The organism is Pseudomaricurvus albidus, assembly GCF_018863235.1.
GTDB lineage: Bacteria > Pseudomonadota > Gammaproteobacteria > Pseudomonadales > Cellvibrionaceae > Pseudomaricurvus > Pseudomaricurvus albidus.
The window spans coordinates 1-21843 of record NZ_JAHKRS010000012.1; the positions used below are offsets into that span (position 1 = coordinate 1).

Annotated in this window: 16 protein-coding genes and 1 tRNA gene; 11 read left to right on the forward strand and 6 right to left on the reverse strand. The window is 49.0% G+C overall.

What is annotated here, in order from left to right; translation table 11 throughout:
* Positions 1 to 3251 (forward strand): type I secretion C-terminal target domain-containing protein (locus KOI40_RS16335; RefSeq protein ID WP_216098619.1); only part of this gene is annotated, 3251 nt, incomplete at its 5' end.
* 63 nt (positions 3252 to 3314) lie between these two features.
* On the opposite strand, the gene KOI40_RS16340 is transcribed toward KOI40_RS16335, so the two are convergent.
* The gene (locus KOI40_RS16340; RefSeq protein ID WP_216098620.1) at positions 3315 to 4307 is read right to left on the reverse strand and encodes a YheT family hydrolase; all 993 of its coding nucleotides are present in this window, start codon (positions 4305 to 4307) and stop codon (positions 3315 to 3317) included.
* A gap of 171 nt (positions 4308 to 4478) precedes the next feature.
* On the opposite strand from KOI40_RS16340, the gene KOI40_RS16345 reads away from it, so the two are divergent.
* From KOI40_RS16345 to KOI40_RS16380, 8 genes are all read left to right on the forward strand, one after another.
* Positions 4479 to 5387, forward strand: a complete 909-nt coding sequence (locus KOI40_RS16345) for a M23 family metallopeptidase (RefSeq protein ID WP_216098621.1) — start codon at positions 4479 to 4481, stop codon at positions 5385 to 5387.
* A gap of 32 nt (positions 5388 to 5419) precedes the next feature.
* Positions 5420 to 5629 (forward strand): Trm112 family protein, encoded by a 210-nt coding sequence (locus KOI40_RS16350; RefSeq protein ID WP_233710345.1) that lies wholly within the window; start codon positions 5420 to 5422, stop codon positions 5627 to 5629.
* Positions 5630 to 5652: 23 nt separating this feature from the next.
* The gene (locus KOI40_RS16355; protein ID WP_216098622.1) at positions 5653 to 6003 is read left to right on the forward strand and encodes a histidine triad nucleotide-binding protein; all 351 of its coding nucleotides are present in this window, start codon (positions 5653 to 5655) and stop codon (positions 6001 to 6003) included.
* A 267-nt stretch (positions 6004 to 6270) separates the two neighbouring features.
* Positions 6271 to 7287 (forward strand): SdiA-regulated domain-containing protein, encoded by a 1017-nt coding sequence (locus KOI40_RS16360; RefSeq protein ID WP_216098623.1) that lies wholly within the window; start codon positions 6271 to 6273, stop codon positions 7285 to 7287.
* Positions 7288 to 7399: 112 nt separating this feature from the next.
* On the forward strand, positions 7400 to 10024 hold the full coding sequence (gene alaS, locus KOI40_RS16365) for an alanine--tRNA ligase (protein WP_216098624.1): 2625 nt from the start codon (positions 7400 to 7402) through the stop codon (positions 10022 to 10024).
* Positions 10025 to 10228: 204 nt separating this feature from the next.
* On the forward strand, positions 10229 to 11458 hold the full coding sequence (locus tag KOI40_RS16370) for an aspartate kinase (protein WP_216098625.1): 1230 nt from the start codon (positions 10229 to 10231) through the stop codon (positions 11456 to 11458).
* A 258-nt stretch (positions 11459 to 11716) separates the two neighbouring features.
* Positions 11717 to 11905, forward strand: coding sequence for a carbon storage regulator CsrA (gene csrA / locus KOI40_RS16375; protein WP_216098626.1), 189 nt, complete (start codon positions 11717 to 11719; stop codon positions 11903 to 11905).
* A 225-nt stretch (positions 11906 to 12130) separates the two neighbouring features.
* Positions 12131 to 12220: transfer RNA gene (locus KOI40_RS16380), tRNA-Ser, on the forward strand.
* A gap of 363 nt (positions 12221 to 12583) precedes the next feature.
* Here the strand turns inward: KOI40_RS16380 and KOI40_RS16385 are convergent.
* The 5 genes from KOI40_RS16385 to KOI40_RS16405 form a co-directional block, all read right to left on the reverse strand.
* Positions 12584 to 13462 carry an LOG family protein gene (locus tag KOI40_RS16385; protein WP_216098627.1) on the reverse strand — a complete coding sequence of 293 codons (879 nt, stop codon included), beginning with the start codon at positions 13460 to 13462 and terminating at the stop codon, positions 12584 to 12586.
* A gap of 50 nt (positions 13463 to 13512) precedes the next feature.
* Positions 13513 to 14916, reverse strand: a complete 1404-nt coding sequence (locus tag KOI40_RS16390; RefSeq protein ID WP_216098628.1) for an MBL fold metallo-hydrolase RNA specificity domain-containing protein — start codon at positions 14914 to 14916, stop codon at positions 13513 to 13515.
* An 11-nt stretch (positions 14917 to 14927) separates the two neighbouring features.
* Positions 14928 to 16658 (reverse strand): Na/Pi cotransporter family protein, encoded by a 1731-nt coding sequence (locus KOI40_RS16395; protein ID WP_233710346.1) that lies wholly within the window; start codon positions 16656 to 16658, stop codon positions 14928 to 14930.
* Positions 16659 to 16748: 90 nt separating this feature from the next.
* Positions 16749 to 19133, reverse strand: coding sequence for a phosphoketolase family protein (locus KOI40_RS16400; protein WP_216098630.1), 2385 nt, complete (start codon positions 19131 to 19133; stop codon positions 16749 to 16751).
* A gap of 143 nt (positions 19134 to 19276) precedes the next feature.
* The gene (locus KOI40_RS16405) at positions 19277 to 20302 is read right to left on the reverse strand and encodes a helix-turn-helix domain-containing protein (protein WP_216098631.1); all 1026 of its coding nucleotides are present in this window, start codon (positions 20300 to 20302) and stop codon (positions 19277 to 19279) included.
* Positions 20303 to 20442: 140 nt separating this feature from the next.
* Between KOI40_RS16405 and KOI40_RS16410 the strand changes: the two genes are divergently transcribed.
* Together KOI40_RS16410 and KOI40_RS16415 are read left to right on the forward strand one after the other, a co-directional pair.
* Positions 20443 to 21207, forward strand: coding sequence for an SDR family NAD(P)-dependent oxidoreductase (locus KOI40_RS16410; protein ID WP_216098632.1), 765 nt, complete (start codon positions 20443 to 20445; stop codon positions 21205 to 21207).
* An 85-nt stretch (positions 21208 to 21292) separates the two neighbouring features.
* Complete coding sequence (locus KOI40_RS16415; RefSeq protein WP_216098633.1) at positions 21293 to 21802, forward strand: 2,4'-dihydroxyacetophenone dioxygenase family protein; 510 nt, start codon at positions 21293 to 21295, stop codon at positions 21800 to 21802.
* Positions 21803 to 21843 lie beyond the last annotated feature (41 nt).

Below are 21843 nucleotides of genomic sequence, written 5' to 3' on the forward strand. Positions count from 1 at the left end.
GGACGTATACGGTTGCGAATGCCGACGTTCAGTACCTGGGCGAAGGTGATACGAAAGAAGAAACCTTCACTGTGTTGTCAGCGGACGGCACGGCGCACGACATCGTTGTGACCATCACGGGCACCAATGATGCCCCAACAATCACCAACTCATCCATCCAAACCGATGAGGATATTATTCGCCTCTTCAGTGCGTCAGATTTTCCGTTCAGCGATGTCGATGGTGACTCACTTCAATCTATTACCATCACAGCTATACCTTCTAGCGGTGAATTACAGGTGTTTGATGGTACTGATTGGAACACAATTGCTTCTAATACGGTTGTGACTGCTGATCAGCTAATCGCAGGTGAGTTTCGTTATGTACCGGAGTTGAATGTACCCGAAGCTACGGATTCAGGTGCGAATGCTGCAAGCTTCACCTATACCTTGTCTGACGGGGTCTTGGACAGTACCGAAGCAACCATGCAGATTAATATAATCCCTGTGGCTGATACTCCAATCTTGCAGATAGGCACTACAGCCGTTGGTGACCAGGCTGGTCAGGATAATAGTTATCAGCCACCAGTAGGCAATGGTCTGTTTTTGTCAGTTTACAACAATCTGCCTCGTGATGATTTTCATGATGCCAGTGCTATTGAAACTGAGTTGACTTCTTATTATACACCGTCTTCAGTGACTACTGTTTCAGCTTTAGGGAGTGGAAATACTTCCTCAGAAGCAGTATCTGTCGACCTGTATGATGCATTGACGTTGAAAGGTCTCATTTATCTTGAGGCTGGGCACTCTTATGTATTTAGTGGCTATCAGGACGATACCTTCCACATTGAGCTGGGAGGAACAACGTTAGAGTCCATTGATTACAACAACTGGGATGATTACACCAGTGATGGTTTTGTACCGACGGAGAGTGGTTACTATACACTTGAAGTTTATGCTTATAACGGGGCAGGTGAGGGGTACGCCAGTGTACTCTTATCCGATTCGGGAGGGGCTCCACAATCGCTTTCCGAATATTCAACTTACACCGATCTTAATGCCCTCGAATCTGCAGGTGGTCAACATAGTGCTTATGTCGATAATGCAGGCGACGGGGGTTATTACCCAGCAAGATTGGCTGAAGGACTGGAAGGCTCCGCAATTCATTTGCCGAATATTGACGCGAGTCTGACTGACACCGATGGTTCCGAGCTCTTGTCTGTAGCCATTTCTGCAATTCCTGTGGGGGCGATCCTGTCTGATGGTATGAATAGTTTCACTGCGACAGCTGAATCCTCCTCGGTGGATGTTACAGACTGGGATTTAAATAATCTGACAATCGTTGCCTATATCGACTCACCAGCAGAGAGTTTTGATCTGAATGTGTCAGTAACTGCGACAGAGCGAGAGAATGGCAGCACAGCACAGTCTGCGGGTTCTATTACCGTCAGTGTTATTGAAGCAGAAGTAAGTCGAGCACCTTCAAGTAGCGATCAAACCATTGAAATTCAAGAGGACGAAGCATACACGCTCACATTAAGTGATTTTGCGTTCAATGATCAGGATGGAGATAACTTAGTCAGTGTCATTGTTGATGTTCCAAGTACTTCTCTTGATTCGGGCGAGCTGTATCTTAATGGTGTGAAACTGACTTCACAAACTACGGTCTCAGCAGAAGATATTGCTGCTGGATTGCTGGTGTATCAACCAGCTACTGATGTCAGTGATACTCCAGATAGTTATTTTACCTACAGTTTGGTCGATGATGGTTCGACAGCGAATGGTGGTGTTGTACAGTCTTCGGATTACACCATGAGTTTCGATATTCAGCCTGTTGCCGATACGATTCCTGGTAGCGCAGTTGTTGTGTCGATTGGTGAGCCAGTCGTTAGTATATTGGATCTCACGGGCACTGACGGAGGAACGTTGCAAGGTAAGGGTGAGTACGGTTTCCCTAATGGTGTAACCCTGTCGACTTTCGGCAACGGAATATTTACTTACAATTCAGGTGCTGGTCTGGGGGTAGATTCAGCTACAGATTCCAACTTTAGAATTGAGACAGCTGAAGAAATTGGCATTAGTTTCCCTACGGGTATGCAAGCTGTTTCGATGAGGCTTAAAAATGTGGGGGATGATACACCTCGCATAGGAGCTATTTTGGAACTTTCAGATCTGGCGGAAGACACCACTGTCTCTGGTCAGGTGATATCGGTTAATGGGACTACGGTTTTAGACTCTAATCTGCAGGTTCAATTGCAGTTCACTATGGCGGGTGGAGCAACCCAAACTCTCACGGCAAATCTAACTGGCGGCGGTAGCTGGATCGTAGATTACTCAAGCATCTCTCTGGCTAATGTCACTGAAGCCAAAGTGATTACTTATGTTGATGGTAATCTGTTTAGTAATGGTGGCGATACTATCAGCTTGACTTATGATTCAGATATTTCTTCTGTCATTTTTGGAAATTCTGGTACCGGCAATGGTTACCAAATCTCTTATGTGTCATTTGACGTCGATGCTCAAGGTTCTCCTACTTATACATATCCGATAGATTTGTATGCACCCATCCAGGATGTGGTTGGTGTTGAAGAAGCTGTCAGTGAGTTGATGCTGGGAGGTTTTCCTGACGATATAACCGTCTTGTCATTGACGGTTGTTGACGAGAATGGTGCTTATACAGAAATCTCTCCTGACGAACAGGGTAATTATGACCTGACTTCATTTTCCGATTTGTTGGAAACAGATACATCATCTCTGGTGGATAAAATTTATCTCACAACGGACGAACCCTTGGCAGATGATTTCAGCCCTAATTTTGAGGTGACAGTGGTTGATGGAAGTAGCTATTCCAAGACTATTGTTGGGGGTACAGAAGGCAGTACTTTCCTGGGAACTGATGGTGATGATGTTATCTATGGCGGCTTGGGTAGTGACACCATGACTGGCGAAGGCGGTCAGGATACCTTTAGCTGGCAAGTACAGGATGCTGGCGCCATAGATACCATCACGGATTTCCAGGCTGGTGTCGGCGGTGATGTCCTCAACTTTGCTGACTTACTTCAAGGCGAAGATGATTCTCCCGCAACTCTGGATAACTACCTGGACTTCAGTTTTGACAGCAACACCGGCAATACCACAATCACTGTGGACGTCGATGGTGCTGGAGCCGGAACCGACACGCAAAGTGTGATTCTCGAGGGGGTTGAATATAGCGGTGCTGATCAACAGATTATCCAGCAGCTCCTTAATGATGGAAATCTGATAGTGGATTGATCCCTTGCTCCAAAGGGATACCGCAAGGACTCATAAGGCGTCGGGACTTTCACTCTCGACGCCTTATTTTTTTGGCTGAAACAAACTGACCAGACGATCATCTATCCAGCTCTGCATTTTAAAGTTTTTCAGAAAGGCACAGTGAGAGCCGTAGCGGGTCACCTCAACGTGTAGATGATCACTCAATGGCGTCCTCGGAACCATATTGACCCGAACAATCGGGTCGTCTTCGCTGGTAATTATGGTGGTCGGCGTGGTGAGTTTACCCAGCCTTTCTTCTCGCAAATGGTAGGCGTCAAAGTAAGTTTCACAATCGTTGAAAGGGGTGTAAACAGGGATGAAGAACTCATTCATCTCTTTCAGGTTGGACACTTGTTTTAAGCGGTCAATGTAATCGTATTCTGGAAAATGTTTGGTCTTTTTCAGCAGGGATTGCTTCCATTTGCGCACAAAATACTTCTCATAGAGCGGAAAACCCGAGCTTAAATTGTTCATGGTGTCGTGTGGACAAATGACGGGACAGATCGCAACTGTACGATCGATGCGATAAGCGTGCTCTGTTTGGGCTATGGTTGTGCGAAGGGCAAAGTTGCCACCCAGAGAGAATCCCGCAAGATAGTAGTGCTTATGGGGGTATTTTTGCTGCAAGTCAGCTATTGCCCCGGTAATGTCCGAGAGGCGTGTTGAGTTAAACAGCTCCCTGTTGAGGTGGTGTGTATCGCCATGGTCGCGGAAGTTCAGTCGAAACACCGCGTGGCCTTGATCAAACAGGGTTTTGGCCCCTGATAAGATGTATGACGAATCGCTGCTTCCCTCCCATCCATGCAAAAAAATCACCAGAGAATCGGCCTTGTCCTGAGGATTGTAAAACCCCTGCAGGCGGGCATTGTTCTCGCCTTGCAGAATGACAGGCTGCGAGTCTTTTTGCAGCTCCCTTGTTTGCTGATTGACCAGCCACTTGCGCAAGCCTACGCTGGAGGCAATGTTTTGAATGTGGCGGTTGCGTAGCCCTAATGGCGGTGTAAAAGGCATGGATGAATCAGGTAAATCGGTCATATAGAATGCTTTTGGGCTGTGATCGTCATCTACTGGATGACAGTCGTTTCAGAACGGTTGCCCGGGCTATGTTACGCTGGCTTTTTACTTGAAAACAGTGATTGATGTAAAACAATTGCTATCTGATTATGAATGAGTGCGCGACCTGGAGTCAGCACTTTGGGAGGTAGTATGAAGCTTGCGGTTTGGAAACGCTGGTTGTGCAGGGTGGTTGCAGGGGGGGTGTTAGTCTTGCCTGTGAGCGCTTATGCTAATGTGAGCAAGCCTGTGATTGATGGAGTTTGGGCGCAGGGTTCTATACTTCGTGGGCAGCTGGCCAGGGGTGACAGCCTGTACTTCCTGGATCGTCAGGTGCCTGTCAGTTCTGATGGTTATTTTGTGCTGGGGTTGGGGCGAGACTTTCCGGAAACTGCCACATTGACGGTCAAAACTGCTGCAGGTGACTCAACGGACTTTCAGTATCCGGTACAGCCGCGGGAGTACAAGATACAGCGGGTTGAAGGTGTTCCGGCCAAGACGGTGAATCCTGATCCCAAATATCTGGCCCGTATACGGGAGGAGGGGGCTCAAGTCGCTGTTGCACGAAAAGTGAACAGTGATTTGCAGCACTACCGACAGGCTTTTCAGTGGCCCTTGGTGGGCCGTATCTCTGGAGTCTATGGCAGTCAGAGATTTTATAACGGTGAGCCGCGACGGCCTCACTATGGTGTGGATGTAGCTGCGCCGACGGGGACTGTGGTTCGTGCTCCCGCAGATGGTATTGTGACGTTGTCGCATAAAGGTATGTTCTTTTCCGGTGGGACTCTGATAGTCGATCACGGGCAAGGCTTGTCATCCACGTTTATGCATCTGAGCAAACTGTTAGTAGAAGACGGTCAGGAAGTCAGGCAAGGCGATAAAATTGCTGAGGTTGGAGCCACAGGGCGCGCCACGGGCCCCCATCTGGATTGGCGTATGAATTGGTTTGATCAACGGGTCGACCCAACATTTCTGGTGCCACCGATGAGTGAGGTTTTGGCGGAAGACCGAGCAGCAGCCAATCAAGACAAAAGCGCAGACAAGACCAAACAGGTTCAGTAAGATAGGCGCCTGTAATAGTCAGGTACAGAGTTATGATAGATAAAAAGCTGTTGAGTTTATTGGTGTGCCCGGTCAGCAAAGCCCCGGTTGAATATGACAAGGACAAGCAAGAGCTGGTCTGCTGGGCCAGTGGTCTCGCATACCCGATTCGTGACGGTATCCCTGTGATGCTGGAAGGTGAGGCCCGTCAGATCAGTCTGGAAGAGAAAGAAGCCCACCAAGCCAGTAACCCCGCCAGCTGAAGTAAGCATTAAGGAGTGAATCAATGTCGGACGTCTCTATTTTTACCCGTATTATTAATGGCGAAATTCCAGCAGATAAAGTCTATGAAGACGATGATTGCATCTGTATCAAGGATATTTCCCCGAAGGCTCCCGTGCACCTGTTGCTGATTCCTCGCAAACCGATTCCTCGTCTGGTAGATGCTACGGCAGAAGATCAGGCGCTTCTGGGGGCGTTAATGGTCAAGGCTGGCGAGATAGCCAAAGAAAACGGAGTCGGTGATGCTTTCCGCCTGATCGTTAATAATGGTGAAGAAGCCGGTCAGACCGTTTTCCACCTTCATTTGCATATTCTCGGTGGTAAGTCCTTTACTGAGGCTCAGCTGGGTTTCTAGCGCTCAAATTGCTCGCTTTTTCCTCACGCCTTTGGCGTAGAATTCCATTTGATTTTGAGGCTTTTGCCTGATGTAAAGGCCTCTTTTCACAAAACGGTAATTCCTTCATTGCTTGTTGAATGTTGTGCCGACTGGTTAGCAAATTCAGGCGTCAGATTCTACAGGTGCTGTGTGAATTGCTGTTGGTCACATAACCGTAAACATTGGTTCCATATACTGCCCTCGCAAATCCCAATATATACATCCAATATATAACGAGTGCAGCACATGACAGCAGTGACGATCAGTCGCTGGCAAAGGACAGCCTGGCAAGCACGACGGCTAGTGACAGCCTACAACAATAATTTATCCCTTTTCCAAAAGTATCTGACTACTTTGGCCGCCGCAGTATTTCTCGTGAGTGGCTGGTGGGCTGTTTCTTCCTGGAGCAGTCTTTTTGCAGAGGCCTATCAAGGTAAAACCCTTGCGTTGGCTGACTATCGTCTCGTGGGGGAACCGATAGAGTTGCAAATAATGACCTATAACGCCTCAGGTTTAACCTATAACAGGGATACGGATTCTCTGTTTGCGGTAGCCAACAATCCTCCTTATGTGGTTGAAATGGATAAGCAGGGGCAGGAATTGAGAAAGATACCTCTGGAAGGCTTTGACGATACCGAAGGGATGGTTTTTCTGGGTAATGGGCGTTATGCCATTATTGAAGAGGATCACCGGAGTGTGGTGATTGTCGGCATCGATGCTGAGACAACCACATTGAACCGGGCTAACGGACGAAGTGTCTCTTTTCCTCTCACTCAAAAGAACAACAAGGGCTTTGAGGGGGTTGCCTATAACGCCGCAGATCAAAGCCTGTATGTCGTGAATGAACGTCAGCCTCGTGAAATCTACCGGATTGCGGGTGCGGTCGATCCTGATGCGCTGAGTTTTTCCATCACCACCCCCTGGTCTATGGAAGATAATTCTCTGGGCAACAGCGATCTCTCAGGTTTGCACTTCGATCAGGGAACAGGCCACCTGCTCGTGCTCAGTGATGAGTCCAAGGCGTTAACCGAAACAACCACTGACGGCAGAAAGGTTTCCCGTTTGTCGTTGTCTGATTCCGGAGCCGGTTTTGGGGAAAGTGTTCCTCAGGCTGAAGGGGTTACGATGGACGACGATGGTATGCTTTATATCCTCAGTGAACCCAACCTTCTCTACCGTCTCGCGCCTCCCCAAGCGCCTGTGGCGGCCAAAAGCTCCGAAAATCCTGTGTCCGCGAGCAAAAATCAAGCAAAATCCGGGTAAAAAGTCTCCTCGGGACTCGGTGTTTTGGCTGGCTTCTTATATACTTAGGCGCTTTTAAATCGGGCAAGGGCATAGGCTCTTGTCCAACGGCCAGCCATCGGATCGAGAGTTTATGAAGAGCGCAGAAATACGCGACGCCTATTTGCAGTTTTTCCAGAGCAAAGGACACGAGATCGTCCCCAGCAGCTCGCTGGTACCGGGCAATGACCCCACCTTATTATTTACCAACGCCGGAATGGTGCAGTTTAAAGACGTTTTTCTGGGCGATGACAAGCGCAGCTACAGTCGCGCCACCAGCTCCCAGCGCTGTGTGCGTGCCGGTGGCAAGCATAACGACCTGGAAAACGTGGGCTACACCGCGCGTCACCACACCTTCTTTGAAATGCTGGGTAATTTCAGCTTCGGCGATTATTTCAAGCAGGATGCGATTCATTACGCCTGGGAATTTCTGACGTCGTCCGATTGGCTCAATATCTCTGCAGATAAACTGACAGTTACCGTTTACGAAGAAGATGACGAAGCCTACGGTATCTGGAAAGACCAGATCGGTGTTCCACAGGAGCGTATTATCCGCATTGGCGATAAAGGCGGCCGTTACCAGTCTGATAACTTCTGGGCGATGGGTGATACCGGTCCTTGTGGCCCATGTACTGAAATCTTTTATGACCACGGTGAAGAGATCTGGGGTGGTCCTCCAGGTTCTCCAGAGGAAGATGGCGATCGTTTCATCGAAATCTGGAACGTGGTTTTCATGCAGTACAACCGCAGTGCCAATGGCGATATGGCGCCACTGCCCAAACCGTCCGTCGACACAGGGATGGGACTGGAGCGCATTGCCGCTGTGATGCAGCATGTTCATTCCAACTATGAAATCGATCTGTTTCAGGCCCTGCTGAAAGATGCGGCCGAGAAAACAGGTACCCAGGATCTTGAGAATAAGTCTCTGCGTGTGATTGCCGATCACATCCGTTCCTGTTCGTTCCTGATTGCTGATGGTGTTCTCCCTTCCAACGAAGGGCGCGGGTATGTACTGCGTCGTATTATTCGTCGTGCAATTCGTCATGGACACAAACTGGGGCAAAAAGAAGCGTTTTTCCACAAGTTGGTGGCCGGTCTGGCTATCCAGATGGGTGATGCCTACCCAGAGCTGAATGCCCTGCAAGCCCAGATTGAAAAGGTCCTGTTGGCCGAAGAACAGCAATTCGAGAAAACTCTCGATAAAGGTATGGCCGTACTGGAAGAGGCTCTGAAAGAGCTGAAAGGCAAGGTCGTACCTGGCGATGTACTGTTTACGCTTTACGATACCTATGGATTTCCACTGGATCTCACGGCTGATATCGCCCGCGAGCGTGACCTGACGGTGGATGAGGAAGGTTACGAAGCCGCTATGGCTGAACAGCGTGCCCGTGCCCGTGCCGCTGGTGCCTTTAAAGTGGACTACACCGCTGGCCTTAAGCTGGAAGGCGAAACTGAGTTTACTGGCTACGATGCGGTTGCCGGTGAAAGCACCATCACCGCGCTTTATAAAGACGGTGAAGAGGTCAGCTCTCTGGCGGAAGGTGAAGAGGGCGTGATCCTGCTGGATCGCACGCCGTTTTATGCCGAGTCAGGCGGTCAGGTGGGTGATACCGGTTATTTGACTGCCCAGGCAGGCCGTTTTGAAGTTCGTGACTGTACCAAGCAGGGCAGTCATCACCTGCATGTAGGCGTAATCTTGCAGGGTTCCCTCAACAAAGGGGATACAGTGGATACAGCTGTGGATCAGGACGTTCGTCAAGCGACCGCTTTGAATCACTCTGCGACTCACCTGATGCATGCCGCCTTGCGTGAAATCCTTGGTGAGCACGTCACTCAGAAAGGCTCCCTGGTCGATTCAGAGCGCCTGCGTTTCGACTTCTCTCATTTTGAGGCATTGAAGCCTGAAGAAATCAAAGCCATTGAAGCGCGGGTTAACCAGCTGATTCTGGCCAATACCGCGGTTGAAACAGAACTGTGTGATATGGACGCCGCCCAGGAAAAAGGCGCCATGGCCCTGTTTGGTGAAAAATACGGCGATGAAGTCCGTGTTTTGTCCATGGGTGACGGTTTCTCTGTTGAATTGTGTGGCGGTACTCACGTTCAGCGTACCGGTGATATCGGTCAGATGCGTATTGTCTCCGAATCCGGGGTTGCCTCGGGCGTGCGTCGTATTGAAGCCATTACCGGCAAGAAAGCCCTGAAACTGTTTGATGATACCGAAGCGTTGGTATCTCAGGTCAGCCAGCTGGTTAAAGCCCGTCCGGAGACTCTGGGTGATAAGGTCAGTCAACTGGTGACTCAGAACCGTCAGCTGGAAAAAGAGTTGGAGCAACTGAAGGCCAAACTGGCTTCTGCGGCCAGTGGTGATTTGGTCTCCCAGGCCATAGAGGTTGCTGGTGTGAAGGTGTTGGCAAGCCAGATCGACGGTGCTGACATGAAGGCGCTGGACAGCAGCGTGGCACAACTTAAAGACAAACTGGGCAGTTCTGTGGTTCTTTTGGCCAGCCCTGCCGGCGAGAAAATTAACCTGATTGCCGGTGTTTCTGCCGATCTTCAGGATAAGGTCTCTGCCGGAAATCTGATCAAATTCTTCGCTCCACTGGTCGGAGGTAAAGGTGGCGGCAAACCGGATAAGGCCAAAGGGGCCGGAACCGATATCGCCGCATTACCTGAAGCTCTGAAGTCAGTAGAAAACTGGGTAAAAGAGCAGTTGGGGTAAGTGTTAGGTGGGTAACTGATTCTCACTGGCATTTTGGCCAAAAAAGATACTCAAAAGCAGCCGCAATTGTTTAACTTTCAGGCCAAAGTAGTGTTTAATTGGCGCCCGTTTTGTTATGGCTCTTATTTGATCAATTGATGGTCCAGTTAGCGACCTGTGCTGATCAATAAATAAGAGCCCCTGTTACGTTGATGCAGGTTGTCGATGAGCTTATTTGTACAAAAATACGGTGGTACTTCGGTCGGCACGGTTGAGCGGATTGAGTCGGTCGCTGAAAAAGTGATCAAATTCCGTGAGCAAGGCCATGATATGGTCGTTGTGGTCTCCGCAATGAGTGGTGAAACCAATCGTCTGATTGGTCTTGCGAATCAGATTCAGGAGAACCCGGACTCCCGCGAGATGGATGTGCTGGTTTCCACCGGTGAGCAGGTAACGATTGCGTTACTGTGTATGGCGCTGAAAAAGCGCGGTTATGACGCTCGCTCCTATACTGGGACTCAGGTGAAAATTCTGACAGATAGTGCCCACACCAAGGCACGAATTCAGGATATTGATGTCTCAAATATGAGGGCAGATCTGGATGCTGGCCGCGTGGTTGTTGTAGCTGGTTTTCAGGGCGTTGATGAGCATGGCAACATCACGACTCTGGGGCGGGGCGGCTCTGACACCACGGGTGTTGCACTGGCAGCCGCTCTGAAAGCGGACGAGTGTCAGATCTATACCGATGTTGATGGCGTATACACAACAGATCCCAGGGTTTGTGAGGGTGCTCGTCGACTCGATAAGATTACGTTTGAAGAAATGTTGGAAATGGCGAGTCAGGGCTCTAAAGTTCTGCAAATCCGCGCCGTTGAATTTGCGGGCAAATACAATGTTCCGCTACGTGTATTGCACAGTTTCCAGGATGGTCCTGGAACCTTGATTACCCTCGATGAGGACTTTTCCGATATGGAGCAGCCTGTAGTATCCGGTATTGCTTTTAACCGTGATGAAGCAAAAGTAACAGTTGCTGGTGTTCCCGATACCCCGGGAGTTGCCGCTCGTATTTTGGCCCCAATTGGTGCGGCTAACATCGAGATCGATGTTATCGTTCAAAACGCATCAGCGGATGGTACAACCGACATTACTTTCACCGTGCATCGTAACGATCTGGAGAAAGCAAAAACAGTCTTAGGAAAAGTGTGTGCGGATGTAAATGCCCGGGAAGTTATCGCTGACGATAAGATCGCCAAGGTCTCCATCGTTGGTGTGGGTATGCGTTCTCACGCAGGTGTCGCATCAAAAATGTTTGATGCGTTGGCAGAAGACAATATCAATATTCAGATGATTACCACATCTGAAATTAAAATTGCTGTCATTATCGACGAACGCTATTTGGAACTGGCCGTACGCAGCTTGCATAAGGCCTTTGGACTGGAAGCGATCGAAAATTAAGCTTTACTAAAAAGAATCTAATGGTTCGGGATGGCTATTGAGCCAATCAGACACAAAACCATCATAATTTATGATGTTTTGTGCTCTGAAGTGCCATTGTTGATTTTCTTTTTGGCAAAGCTGGACAATACTTACACGAACAGTGATATCGCTACATTTACAATACAAGAAGCGGTAAGGGCTAGGGTAAGACACCGACAACGGTATCACCGGTGATATTGTCCGTTGTTTTCACAGGATGCTTGAAGGAGATTTACCATGTTGATTTTGACCCGCCGTATTGGCGAGACATTAATGGTCGGAGATGAGGTAACCGTTACAGTACTGGGTGTTAAAGGCAACCAGGTACGTATCGGCGTTAATGCCCCTAAAGAAATCGCAGTGCACCGCGAAGAGATCTATCAGCGTATACAGCGTGAAAAAGAAGATCAGGAGCAGCACGACTGAGTCCTCTTGCAATGTATACACGAAAAAGCCCGTTCTGATACGGGCTTTTTCGTATCTGCCGGTTGATGCCTGAGGCTGATCAACATGTGTACAAGGCGGGTGGGGTTTGCCCAGGCGTTTGTCTGTTTCCAAATTATTTGATTCCAAGTCTTTGATTCTCTGGCGAATATGGTATTATGCCGGCCGTGTTGCTGATGAGCCCACAGCTCATCAAACAAGCAGCCTGGAGAAGTGGCCGAGTGGCTGAAGGCGTGCCCCTGCTAAGGGTATATATCGGAAACGGTATCGAGGGTTCGAATCCCTCCTTCTCCGCCATTTAATAAAAAAGGGCCTACCCGTAAGGGTAGGCCCTTTTTTATTAACCGAAGGAAAGAGAAATTTAACAATGACCCCGGTTCGATAAATCGCACTGCGATTTAGACGCCGCAGGCGCCCCGAAGGGGGGATTAACAGCCCCAAGGCTGTTAATCATCAATCCCGACCATGTTTCTCAGATCTTTCTTTTGAAAGGGTAGGCCCTTTTTTATTAACCGAAGGAAAGAGAGGTTTAACAATACCCCGGTTCGATAAATCGCACTGCGATTTAGACGCCGCAGGCGCCCCGAAGTGGGGATTAACAGCCCCAAGGCTGTTAATCATCAATCCTGACACTAAGCCAATTGGCGGGCTCTGGAAGGGCTAATCTGAAAACCAGTGCTTTTCCAGAATATCCCAGGCCTGCTCGGCATTATCCACCAGATGAAAGAGTTCGAGGTCCTGTTCGTCGATGGCTCCCTGTTCAACTAAAAATTCAAAATTGATTAGTTGAGTCCAGTATTCGCGCCCCATTAAAATGACGGGTACCGGTTGGATTTTATGAGTCTGAATCAAAGTCAGGGTGTCAAAGAGTTCATCCAGCGTACCAAAGCCACCGGGGCAGCTGATTAATGCTCTGGCTCGCTTTAAAAAGTGCATTTTCCGTATGGCAAAATAGTGAAACTGGAAGCACAGTCCGGGTGTGACATAGGGGTTTGGTTTTTGCTCATAGGGCAGCACAATATTCAGGCCTATACTTTTGCCGCCGGCATCTGCAGCTCCCCGGTTGGCAGCTTCCATAATACCTGGGCCTCCGCCGGTTACGATCACAAAGTCCTTTCCGCCACAGGCCTGTGACGCCTGCGTGATCTGATGTGAAAGCTTTCTGGCTTCGTCATAAAATTGACTGTTTTTCAATCTGTTTTGGGCAATTCGGTGTTTCTTGATCAGTTGAGGATTATCAGGCTCCAATGACAATGTTTGTTCGGCTTCTTTAAGTTGTAGCTGTGACTCATGATGTTCCTGAAAGCGTGCTCCGCCAAAAATGACTGCGGTGGAATTGATATCCAGTTCTTCCTGTATCAAATCAGGTTTCAACCACTCCAGTTGCAGACGCACTGCCCGTAGATCATCCCGGTGGAGAAAGTCCGGATCACTGTAAGCCAGACGGTAGGAGTTACTGTGGGGCGGTGTGCGTTCAGCCGCCACAGCGTCGTCTGCTGCACTGGGGAAAATACAGCTCGTTGGTTTGGGGTCTTTCATAATGTTTGGATTACCCGGAAATTGGAAAAAATAGGGGGTGACTGACGGGATTAGAGCTCAATGGTCTGATTGAGCACAGGTATTTCTGCGTTCCAGCCGTGTTTGCTCAGTGCCGATTGTAATGCGGATTTGGCTTCTTGTTCTCCATGAACCAGATATAGCTTTGGTTGTTTCGGTTTTAGGGAACTCAGCCAATTGATCAGTTGGGATTGACTGGCATGGGCAGAAAACCCACCCATCGTATGAATTGAAGCCTTCACCGCGATCTCTTCACCGCCGATTTTATAGGTACTGGCACCATCGACCAAGGCCCGGCCAGGTGTGCCTATAGCCTGGAAGCCGACAAAAATAACGTGAGACTGCTTTCTCCACAGGTTATGTTTTAAATGGTGTCTGATACGTCCGCCATTACACATGCCGCTGCCAGCGATAATGATTGCGCCGCTCTCAATTTTGTTAAGCTGCATGGATTCTGCGGTCGTGGTGGAATATCGCAGTATGGGTAAAAATGTATGCAGGCTACTTTGACTGGCTTGATGCTTGATCAGCGCTTTGTCTTCGGTGTTGTAGACGTCCTGATAGCGGTGATAAATTTCTGTCACTGCGATCGCCATAGGGCTGTCAAGATAGACAACCTGATGCTTTAACTTGCCCTTCTGGTAGAGTTCGCCCAGGCGAAAGATGATTTCCTGAGTTCGTCCAACCGCGAATGAGGGAATTAAAATATTGCCTCCATTGCTCGATGCATTTTCTATGACTGTTTCAAACTCTTCCAGAGTATCTTCCATCGTACGGTGTTCTCGGTCCCCGTAAGTGGATTCCATCAAAACGATGTCAGCGTCACTTACTGATTGAGGGTCACGTAACAAGGCAGCCTGTGAGTTACCCAGATCCCCTGAAAATACCAGCTTTTTCTTCTCACCTGATTGAGAGATAAATACTTCTACAATGGACGAGCCGAGAATGTGCCCTGCATCGAGAAAGTTGATCTCAACACCGTCTGCAATCTCAAATCTTTGATTATAGGGTTTCCCTTTGCAAAAGGTTAACGTCTCCGCGACATCTTCTTGTGTGTACAATGGAGAGATATCTTCTTTACCTGCTCTCCGCCGATGTTTGTTTTCCCATTCGGCATCTCTTTCCTGCAGCGAGGCAGCATCATTAAGCAGGACGTCAATTAATTCCTGAGTGGGATAAGTCATGTAAATGGGGCCGGTATAACCTTGTGCTATCAGCAGAGGCAGCCGTCCGGAATGATCCAGGTGGGCGTGGGACAACACAACAGCATCTATCCCCACAGGTGCGAAGGGAAGGGGTTTAAGGTTGGCTTCCTCTTCCTGTCTGCGTCCCTGAAATAATCCGCAATCGAGGAGTATGCATGTGTCGTTGACTGTTAAAAGATACGACGAGCCGGTGACGCCTTCAACTGCGCCCAAAAAAGTTAATGTGGCCATTTTTCCTCCTGTTATTTTGCTTCTTCAAGACTGCGAGTTTCATGAGTATCACCGTCGTCATGCGCAAGGCTGTCAATACTGGAAGACAGGTCTTCGATTGCGGTCAGATGTTGGTGCGTGGTTCCCGAATCACGGTACAAACGGCGCAAGTTGTTGGTTGCTTTGCGCCACTGCTTGCTGATTGTCAGCAAGTTTTCAGATCTCTCGATCAACTCAAGCATTTTATCAATGGATATGTGATTCTGGGTTCCGGCTAAAAGCAACCGTGCTTTGGTCTCGTTGTGTAATGTGTGTACTTTTTTAAATTCAATGGTGATGTTGTCAGACGCATGATCTTCTTCAGCCTGATCCGGGTTACCGTTTTGATAGGGTGTTTCTCCATCTGGGAGATAGTCCTGCTGAATATAGTGAGATGCAGCTTTCAGGAATGTTTCCATATTGGTTTTTACTTCCTGATCTTCCAGATCCATTTGTAATGTGCGCAAATCAGGGAGTCCTGCGGACAGTGTGGTACAGGATAACAGGTACTGGTTAATCCTCAGGAGGGTGGCTAGTTGAGAAATGGTTTCGTCGGACAGTGAACGTCGTTCCAGACTCACCGTAAAACGAGCAACCTCGGCCAGAAGGCTTTGTATGTTATTGATTTCGGCATGGTGATCCTGATCTGTCATCGGCGTTGACGAGAGAGCCTGGGCAATGAGCGCCTGGACACGTCGGCTGACATCAATCAATTCCAAAGTGATGGCATTTACCGCCAGAACAGGGGTTTTGGCGATAGATTTATCCAGGTATTTTGGAAGCATTTGTTTCTGTTGTCGGCTGATAAAGCGGCGCTCCAAAAAATCGGCCAGGCGATTATTAAGGGGGTAAACCATGATGACGCCAATCACATTGAATGCAGTATGAAATAACGCGAGAGTCACGCTCGGTATCGTCGATAACCCCAGGAAGTGGCTTAGCCCTTTAATAACTAAAAACATCAGGGGCAGGATGAAAAGCGCAACTACTCCTGTTCCCACATTGAAAATCACTTGAGCGAGGGCCACGCGTTTTGCGTGAGAGGTGGCGCCTATTGTCGCAATAGCTGCTGTTGACGTGGTGCCCACATTAGCGCCAATGATCATCGCTGCTGCCGCGTAAAGACCCACGATGCCGGACGTTGCCGCGGTAATGGTTAAAGCTATGGAGGCACTGGAGGATTGTGTGAGTACGGTCAGGGCAATTCCGATGAGCAGGAACATGGCGATGCCTGATAAGCCCTCAGCGGTAAATTGTGAGATATCAAAGGTTAAGATTATTCCTTCAAATGCGGCTTTTAAAACGTCAATTCCTATAAAAAATAACCCGAATCCCACAATGGCCAAACCAAAGGATGCGGCCTGCCCATCTTGCCGAATGAGTTTGATCAACATGCCAATGCCGATCAGGGGTAAGGCGAAAGCGGGTATATTCAGGTTAAAGCCCAAAATGGCTACCAGCCAGGCAGTTATGGTCGTTCCGATATTAGACCCGTAAATAATACCCAGGGCCTGGCGCATATTGAGCAGGCCGGCATTAACGAAGCCTATTGCCGCAACGGTAACAGCGCTGGAAGATTGCACAATTGCCGTCATGAAGAAGCCAGACGCAATTCCTTTCAAAGGGGTATTGGTCCAGTTTGCCAGTATTGTCCTAAGGGATTTACCGGCGGCTTGTTTCAGCCCATCGGTAATCATACTGACGGCTAATAAAAAAAGCCCCAAACCGCCAAGTGCTGCTCCCAGAGTTGTAATGGTGTCACTCACAGGTGACCTCGGACCTGTCTGGAAAGGTGTAAATCATGGATGGTTATATCACTCATGTGTCCAAACCCAGTTATCTTCTTCCGGCAAATCAACACCATATTGATGAGCGTACTGCTGACACTCCAGTTGACGATCACGGAAAGCCTGTTTTGCATGAGAGCCGCGAATCTGTAGGTGAGGGACCCTGTCTATGACTTCAATTGCCAGGCTGAAGCGGTCGATTTCATTCACAATAGCGAGTTCCAGTGGCGTGTTGATGTTGCCGTGTTCCCGGTAGCCCCTGACGTGCAAATTGCGATGATTGGTTCTGCGGTAGGCCAGTCTGTGGATGAGCCAGGGGTAGCCGTGAAAATTAAAAATGATGGGTTTATCCCGGGTGAACAAACCATCAAAATCCTGATCCGAGAGTCCGTGCTCATGTTCGGGATCAAGGCGCAGCAAATCCACCACATTGACAAAACGCACCTTTAAATCCGGAAAGTGTCTGCGTAGCAAGTCAGTCGCGGCCAGAGCTTCTTTGGTGGGGATATCACCGCATCCTACGATCACCACGTCGGGTTCCTTTCCCTCATCGTTACTGGCCCAGGTCCAAATTCCCAATCCTTTGGTGCAGTGTTTTATGGCATCGTCCATCGGTAAATATTGAATGTGTTCCTGTTTATCACAGACCATGACATTGATGTAGTTGTGACTGCGTAAACAATGGTCGGCGGTGGAAAGCAAACAATTAACATCGGGTGGCAGATAGATACGGGTCACAGAAGGACTTTTATTCACCACCAGATCGAGAAAGCCGGGATCCTGATGCGTAAAGCCATTGTGATCCTGTCGCCAGACAGTAGATGTAATCAGTAGATTGAGTGAGGCAATGGGTAATCGCCAGGGCAATTGTTTGGCTATGGCCAGCCACTTGGCGTGCTGGTTAAACATGGAATCAATGACGTGGACGAAAGCTTCATAGGTTGCGAAGAAACCGTGACGTCCGGTTAACAGATAGCCTTCCAGCCAGCCTTCCAGAGTATGTTCCGATAGCATTTCCAATACCCGTCCATCTCGGGACAGTTGCCCACCATTTTCATCTTCAGGCAAATACTCTGCCAGCCATAATTTTTTACTGACATCAAAGATGGCATCCAGTTTGTTTGAGGTGGTCTCATCGGGTCCGAAAACGCGAAAATTCTCAGGATTCTTGAGCATGATGTCCCGCAGCATTGCGCCGAGAGGTTTTGTATTGAATGCCCGGCTCCTGGCGGGTTGCGAAACATTAGCAGAGTAATTCTTAAAGTCAGGAATTCTGAGTTCACGTTTTAAGAAACCACCATTGGTGTGTGGGCTCGCGCTCATCCGTTTTGGCCCGCTAGGTGCGGCATCCCTGATGTGGGGTTGTAACCGGCCTTCAGAATCAAACAGATCTTGCGGGCAATAACTTCGCAACCAGTTTTCCAGCATCTGGAACTGTTCATCACTCTGGTGAACACCGGGTAAAGGCACTTGGTGAGCCCGCCAAAACCCTTCAATTTTGTTGCCGGCAAGGACTTCAGGGCCAGTCCATCCTTTGGGTGAGCGCAGAATAATCATTGGCCAGATGATGCGTTGGGCTATGCCGCTGCTGCGTGCCTGTTGCTGTTGTGCTCGTATGTCTTTCAGGCAGGCCTCCAGAGTGGTGGCCATTGCCTCATGCATGGCTTGTGCTTCGTGGCCTTCTACAAAATAGGGTTTCCAGCCGTACCCGCGAAAGAGAGAAGCCAGCTCGTCGTGTGGAATTCGGGAAAGAAGGGTGGGGTTATTGATCTTGTAACCGTTCAGGTGAAGTACTGGCAGCACGGCCCCGTCACGCAAAGGGTTGAGGAATTTATTGGAGTGCCAGGCAGTCGCCAGTGGACCGGTTTCCGCTTCACCGTCACCGACAACAACGGTGACGATCAAGTCTGGGTTGTCAAAAGCGGCTCCAAAGGCGTGGGAGAGGCTGTAGCCCAGCTCGCCGCCTTCATGTATCGAACCGGGCAGTTCGGGTGTGCAGTGACTGCCGATACCACCGGGAAAGGAGAAGCGCCTGAACAGGTGGCTCATCCCCTCAGCGTCCTGGCTGACCTCCGGATAGATTTCGGAGTAAGTCCCTTCAAGGTACACTGGAGCTAATACACCGGGGGCGCCATGCCCTGGGCCTGCCAGAAATATAGCGTCAATATCAAACTGATTGATAAGCCGATTCATATGGGTGTAGATAAATGACAACCCGGGGCTGGACCCCCAGTGGCCTAAAAGCCGTTGTTTAAGGTCAGATTTTTCCAGTGGGCGGTTGAGTAATGGATTGTCACGCAGGTAAATCATACCTGCGGCTAGGTAATTACAGGCTCGCCAGAAGGCGTCGATTTGAGAAAGCTCTGATTCGTTCAGAGTCTTGTCTGTCTTTGCTGGATGGTCATCCGTCATGAATTACCCACTGCTCATTATTTAAGCCGCCCCTTCGAATAGTGGCGCGGAGGATTAAACGTAATGAGATGAGTATAGACCTATTGGTGAGATTGCCGGGCTGGTAACAGGCCTGGTGTTGAGGCAAGAGAGGTGATCTGGCGTTATTCGTTACCGATAGCAGCAGATCGCTTTTCTCTCTCGGCTTTCTGCCACTCTCTGGGTGATTTTCCCAGCCAGCGTTTGAAGTGTCGGCTAAAGACGGCGACTTCGGAATAGCCGAGTTGAAGGGCGAGATCAGTGATGTTTACCGAGTTGTAGCGCAAATGCTGCTCGGCAACATCCTGTCGGGTGGCTTGTAATATCTCCCGATAAGAGGTGCCCAGTTGTTTGAGTTTGGTTTGCAGCGTGCGAGGGTGCATGTTCAGTGTCGCTGCGACCTGCTCAACACTGCAATCTCCGCTGGGGAGGAGGCGGCCAATGACGTCCTTGATCTGGTTTTCCAGGTTGTCTGGATAGCGGTTCTGCAAGTGGTGCAAATATTCAACGAAGTGTTTATTTAGGGCTGCCTGGTCCTGATGATTCCGTCCCTCCAATTTAATCTTGGGTAATTGCAGGCCATTGAAGGGTTGGTTGAATTTAATGTGCTGAAAATTCAACTTCTGAAGCTGGCTCAGGTCATCAGGTTCTGGCTGCATGAAGTGCAAGATAAAAGAAAATTGATCGGTATTGATGAGGTCGGCAACAAAGATCGCCATTTGAGCGACACTCAATTGCATCAATTGGTGAATGCCCTGGGAACTGGTGAGATTAATGACCAGGGATAGCCGGATGGAATCCCCGTGGGGTTGTGGCTCCAGCCTTACCCCTGAGGCATGCAGATAAAGGTACTGATTTGCGGCGTTCAGAGCTTCGCCAACAGTGGATTCCCGTGACACCAAAACCGGCAAGTCACCCAGAACATTGGAGTTTTGACGCTGTGCCAGTAGTAAGCCAAAGAATGGCGCATGACAACGTCTTGCACAGAGTTCCATTAGCTCAGCTACCCTATTATAAGCAATATAGGTGTTGGGGTTTCTGAACTGCGACTGGCGTAAACCCAGGGATTCAATCAGCTCGATGGGGTTTTCACCCAGATCGTGAATCAGCTTCTCTATGCCATCTACAGCACCACTTCTCACTAAATACATGGCTTTGATCCTGATAAGTGATAAGTTGACTCGCAAAATATCAACTTATCTTCGTAAAAAGTCAAGTCCTATGGGGTGGAGGTGACTATAGTTTGCTCAATCTAAATAAATATAAATAGTGATCGAGAGAGAGGTCTACTATGCGCCTGCAAGAGAAAGTCGCTGTCATCACCGGTGCCTGTGGCGGTATTGGCCACGCTATAGTTTCAAAACTGGTTGCCGAAGGGGCGCGTGTCCTTGCAGCCGATTTATCTCAGGAAGGTTTGTCCAGGCTTCAGGAAGAGTTTGGCGACTCTGTGGCTACCTGTATTGTCAATGTGACTGATTACGATCAGGTTGCAGGGATGATCCAGCAAGCCTGTGATCACTTTGGCCGTCTGGATATCGTCATAAACAACGCGGGCATCGGCAGTGCCAAGATGCTGATTGATCACGATCCCGTTGCCGATTTTGACGGTGTGACTGCGGTAAACCAGAAAGGTGTTTACTACGGCATACTTGCTGCGGCCAAGAAATTCAAACAGCTCGGAACCCCAGGCGTTATTCTCAACACCTCTTCTGTCTACGGAAAAATGGCTTCCGAAATGACGTTTACCTACAACGTCAGTAAAGCTGCTGTAGACATGATGACCAAAAACGCTGCATTGGAATTGGCGCCTCTGAATGTTCGCGTCTGTGCCATTGCTCCAGGGCGGGTAGACACTCCATTGCTGCGTCAATATGAAGCGTTGGGACTGTGGGAGCACATCCGTCGTGAACAAATGCGTGAAACCTTTACCCAGCCTGAAGAAATTGCCAATGTCGCTGCCTTTTTGGTGAGTGACGAAGCCAACTGCATCAATGGTTGTACTGTGGATGCCGGAGATGGTTTCACCAATTTCAAATACCCCTTACTGCAACGATAAAAACTGAACCGGGTCGCGGTCGATCGATGTTATAGCGACTGGGCTCACTATCCTTAGCGATAACCTGTAAAAGAGAGAAATAATCATGGCATTACCTGACGTTATTAATCACCAGGATTTACTGTTAACTCTGAATACCAATGAAGAGCCTATAGTGAAAGAGGCTTTACCAGGTGTGGATGTCTGGCCACTGTTCCTGGATCCAGAAAATGGTATATGGGTCATTCGTGCAAAATTTAAACCCGGCGTGACTTTGCCAAAGCATTTCCACACTGGTGTGGTGCATTTCTACACCACCGCTGGTCGTTGGAATTATCTGGAGTATCCTGATCAGCCTCAAACAGCAGGTTCTTACCTGTACGAGCCAGGCGGTTCAATCCATACCTTCCATTGTCCGGAAGACTCCGAAGAAGGTGCCGATGGTTTTATGGTAATTACCGGTTGTAATGTGAACTTTGATGAAGATGGCAACTTCATGAACATCATGGATGCAGGCTGGATTGAACAGGTTGTTGTGGAAGTCGCCAAAGCACAAGGTATCGACAAGCTGCGCTATATCAAGCCTAAAGCCGGCGCTGGAATGTCAATCGACTGAAAATAGTTGACGCCGTCTAATACGGCATAATCACATTACAT

Excerpts from the sequence above, each read along its gene's own strand:
- KOI40_RS16340 (WP_216098620.1), bottom strand. The coding sequence starts at position 4,307 with ATGACCGATTTACCTGATTCATCCATGCCTTTTACACCGCCATTAGGG.
- KOI40_RS16345 (WP_216098621.1), top strand. The coding sequence starts at position 4,479 with ATGAAGCTTGCGGTTTGGAAACGCTGGTTGTGCAGGGTGGTTGCAGGG.
- KOI40_RS16350 (WP_233710345.1), top strand. The coding sequence starts at position 5,420 with ATGATAGATAAAAAGCTGTTGAGTTTATTGGTGTGCCCGGTCAGCAAA.
- KOI40_RS16355 (WP_216098622.1), top strand. The coding sequence starts at position 5,653 with ATGTCGGACGTCTCTATTTTTACCCGTATTATTAATGGCGAAATTCCA.
- KOI40_RS16360 (WP_216098623.1), top strand. The coding sequence starts at position 6,271 with ATGACAGCAGTGACGATCAGTCGCTGGCAAAGGACAGCCTGGCAAGCA.
- alaS (WP_216098624.1), top strand. The coding sequence starts at position 7,400 with ATGAAGAGCGCAGAAATACGCGACGCCTATTTGCAGTTTTTCCAGAGC.
- KOI40_RS16370 (WP_216098625.1), top strand. The coding sequence starts at position 10,229 with ATGAGCTTATTTGTACAAAAATACGGTGGTACTTCGGTCGGCACGGTT.
- csrA (WP_216098626.1), top strand. The coding sequence starts at position 11,717 with ATGTTGATTTTGACCCGCCGTATTGGCGAGACATTAATGGTCGGAGAT.
- KOI40_RS16385 (WP_216098627.1), bottom strand. The coding sequence starts at position 13,462 with ATGAAAGACCCCAAACCAACGAGCTGTATTTTCCCCAGTGCAGCAGAC.
- KOI40_RS16390 (WP_216098628.1), bottom strand. The coding sequence starts at position 14,916 with ATGGCCACATTAACTTTTTTGGGCGCAGTTGAAGGCGTCACCGGCTCG.
- KOI40_RS16400 (WP_216098630.1), bottom strand. The coding sequence starts at position 19,133 with ATGACGGATGACCATCCAGCAAAGACAGACAAGACTCTGAACGAATCA.
- KOI40_RS16405 (WP_216098631.1), bottom strand. The coding sequence starts at position 20,302 with ATGTATTTAGTGAGAAGTGGTGCTGTAGATGGCATAGAGAAGCTGATT.
- KOI40_RS16410 (WP_216098632.1), top strand. The coding sequence starts at position 20,443 with ATGCGCCTGCAAGAGAAAGTCGCTGTCATCACCGGTGCCTGTGGCGGT.
- KOI40_RS16415 (WP_216098633.1), top strand. The coding sequence starts at position 21,293 with ATGGCATTACCTGACGTTATTAATCACCAGGATTTACTGTTAACTCTG.